Genomic DNA, 3,136 nt, shown 5'->3' with positions numbered 1-3,136 from the left:
CGGGCCACGCGCCTCAGGTGCGGGCGGGCTCCCGACCCGGCGCGGAGCCGTCGCCCGCCGCCGCGTCCGCGGGTCCCTCGATTCCGGCTGTTCCGGAGGCACTCCGGAAGCCGTCCTGTGCTGTGCCCTCCCGCGCGGTGTCCTCCCGCGCGGTGTCCTCCCGCGCGGTGTCCTCGTCCGAGGTGCTCTTTTCGGCAGAGCCGTGCTGGTCGAGCAGGGAACTCTCGTCGAACGGCTCGTGACCGGACAGCACCCGGGCTGCGCGCCGCCGGTCGAACTCCCCGGTCCACGACCCGATCACCACGGTGGCGATGGCGTTGCCCGCGAAGTTGGTCAGCGCGCGCGCCTCCGACATGAACCGGTCGATGCCGAGGATGAACCCGACCCCGTCGACCAGCTCGGGGCGGTGCGATTGCAGGCCGCCCGCCAGCGTCGCGATGCCGGCACCGCTGACTCCCGCCGCACCCTTGGACGCGATGATCATGAACACCAGCAGCGAGATCTGCTCGCCGACGCCCAGCGGGCTGCCCTGCGCCGTGGCGATGAACAGCGTCGCCATGGTCAGGTAGATCGCCGTGCCGTCGAGGTTGAACGAGTAGCCGGTGGGCACGGTGATGCCCACGACCGGCCGGTTGACACCAAGGTGCTCCATCTTCGCGATCAGCCGGGGCAGCGCCGACTCCGAGGACGAGGTCGACACGATGAGCAGGAACTCGCGGCCGAGGTAGCGCAGCAGCCGGAAGACGTTGATCCGCGCGCCGAACCACAGCACCGTGCCGAGCACCACGAACACGAACAGCACGCAGGTGATGTAGAAGCCGATCATGATGACCGCGAGGCTGGTGAGCGCCTCCCAGCCCGTCTCGCCGACCACGGCGGCGATCGCGCCGAACGCGCCGACGGGCGCCACCCACATGATCATCGCGAGGATGCGGAACACCAGGCGCTGCACGTGCTCGATTCCGCGCAGGATCGGCGTGCCCGCCGGGCCCAGCTTCTGGAGCGCGAACCCGGCCAGCAGCGCCACGAGCAGGGTTTGGAGCACCGAGCCTTCGGTGAACGCCGACACCAGGGTCTCCGGGATGATGCCGAGCAGGAAGTCGACGGTGCCCTCGCCGCCCTCGGCGGCCTGTTGCTGCACCTGCGCGGCGGCGTCGGGATCGAGGCGCATTCCCTGCCCGGGATGCAGGATGTTGCCCACGACGAGCCCGATCGCCAGCGCGAACGTGGACATCGCCAGGAAGTAGCCGAGCGCGAGGACACCGACCCGGCCCACCTTCGCCGCCTTGGCCACCGACCCGATGCCGAGCACGATGGTGCAGAAGATGATCGGGCTGATCATCATTTTGATCAGGTCGACGAAGCCGCTGCCCAACGGCTTGAGACGCGTCGCGGCGTCGGGGAACGCGAAACCGACCACCACACCGAGCACCACGGCGGCGATCACCGCGAGGTACAGGTAGTGCATTCGGTCCCGGCGCGTCGACTTCTGTTCACCGGTCGACGGTTCAGGCACCGTTGCCTCCTCGTGAAGACTGGGAAAACGTCAGGACGACTATGGGCAGCCGAGCGCGGCCGAGCACGGTTGTGTTCATTTCGGTCGTGAACGCCTGTGGTGTCATGGGATCCGTGACGTCCTCGCCCGCCGGTGCCCCGATCCGCCGCTGGAGCCTCGCCAGGCAGCTGCTGGTGCTTCAGCTGGTGCTGGTCAGCGTGCTCGTCGGCGCGGCGGCCGTGCTCGCCTGGCTCGACTCGGCGGAGGCCGTCGAACGCAAGGCGAGGGAGGAGGTGGTGTCGGTGGCCGCGACGCTTGCCGACTCGCCGGACGTGCGCCGTGCGCTGCGCTCGCCGGACCCCAGTGCCAGACTCCAGCCGTTCGCCGAGCGGGTCCGTGCCGACACCGGCGTCGGCTTCGTGACGATCATGAACAGGGACCGCACTCGGCTCACCCATCCCGACCCGGAACGGATCGGGGAGGAGTTCATCGGCACCGTCGCCCCCGCGACCGGAGGCCGGCTGTTCACCGAGACCTACACCGGCACTCTCGGCCCGTCGGTGCGCGCGGTCGCGCCGGTCTCCGACGACGGCAGGGTGGTCGCGATGGTGGCCGTGGGCATCACGGTGGAGGCGATCTCCTCGGAGCTGGGGGAGCGGATGGGCCCGGTCCTCGGTGTCGCTGGTGGTGTCCTCTGCGTCGGGATCGCGGGCAGTTATCTCGTCAGCGCCAGGCTGCGCAGGCAGACGCGGGGCGTGGCACCGGACGAGCTCAGCGGGATGTTCGACTACTACCAGGCGATCCTGCATTCGGTGCGGGAAGGACTGGTGCTGGTCGGCTCGGATGGCCGGGTGGTGCTGTGCAACGACGCCGCGCGGGACCTGCTGGGCCTGGACGGGGACGTACGGGGCGCCGCCGTGACGGAGCTCGGTCTCGCCGGAGAACTCACCCACGCGTTCACCGCCGACGGCGCTGCCGCCGACGAGTTGCACGTGACCGAGACGCGGGTGCTGCTGGTCAACACCGTGCCCGTGCGGTCGCGGGAGAGAGCGATGGGCACGGTGGTGACGTTGCGCGATCACACCGAGCTGCAGGCTCTGACCGGGGAACTCGACAGCGTGCGCGGTTTCGCGGAGTCGCTGCGGTCGCAGGCCCACGAGTCGGCCAACCGCCTGCACGCCGTGGTCTCGCTGATGGAACTGGGCCGGGTGGACGAGGCCGTCGAGCTCGCCACCGCGGAGCTGGAGACGGCCCAGCAGCTCACCGACCGTGTCGTCGGCGCGGTGTCCGAGCCGGTGCTGGCCGCGCTGTTGCTGGGCAAGTCGAGTGAAGCGGCCGAACGGGGCGTCGAGCTGACCCTGACCGAGGACACCGCCGTGCAGGAGGTCGGCACCCCGCTGCCCGCGCGGGATCTGATCACCGTTCTCGGCAACCTCATCGACAACGCCGTCGATGCCGCGGTCGAGGGCGCGGCCGGACGGGCGCCGCGGGTGACCGTCACCGTGCGCGCCGAACCAGGCGAGACCTACCTGCGCGTGGCCGACACCGGGCCGGGCGTGGCCGCCGGGACGGCGGAACGGATCTTTCGCCGCGGCTGGTCCACCAAGCCGAGCCAGGCCGGGGCGGGACGCGGGCTCGGCC

Annotated in this window: 2 protein-coding genes; one reads left to right on the top strand and one right to left on the bottom strand. The window is 70.7% G+C overall.

Translation table 11 applies throughout. From position 1 onward, the window contains the following. Positions 1 to 13: 13 nt before the first annotated feature. On the bottom strand, positions 14 to 1,468 hold the full coding sequence (locus tag SACSA_RS0101900; RefSeq protein WP_048876327.1) for a cation:dicarboxylate symporter family transporter: 1,455 nt from the start codon (positions 1,466 to 1,468) through the stop codon (positions 14 to 16). A 161-nt stretch (positions 1,469 to 1,629) separates the two neighbouring features. On the opposite strand from SACSA_RS0101900, the gene SACSA_RS21055 reads away from it, so the two are divergent. Next, positions 1,630 to 3,136, top strand: a 1,507-nt coding sequence (locus SACSA_RS21055; RefSeq protein WP_232212806.1) for an ATP-binding protein, incomplete at its 3' end; no start/stop codon positions are given.

The sequence above is a fragment of the Saccharomonospora saliphila YIM 90502 genome, from assembly GCF_000383795.1.
In the GTDB taxonomy this organism is placed as follows: Bacteria; Actinomycetota; Actinomycetes; order Mycobacteriales; family Pseudonocardiaceae; genus Saccharomonospora; species Saccharomonospora saliphila.
This window is presented reverse-complemented; position numbering and strand designations above follow the sequence as displayed.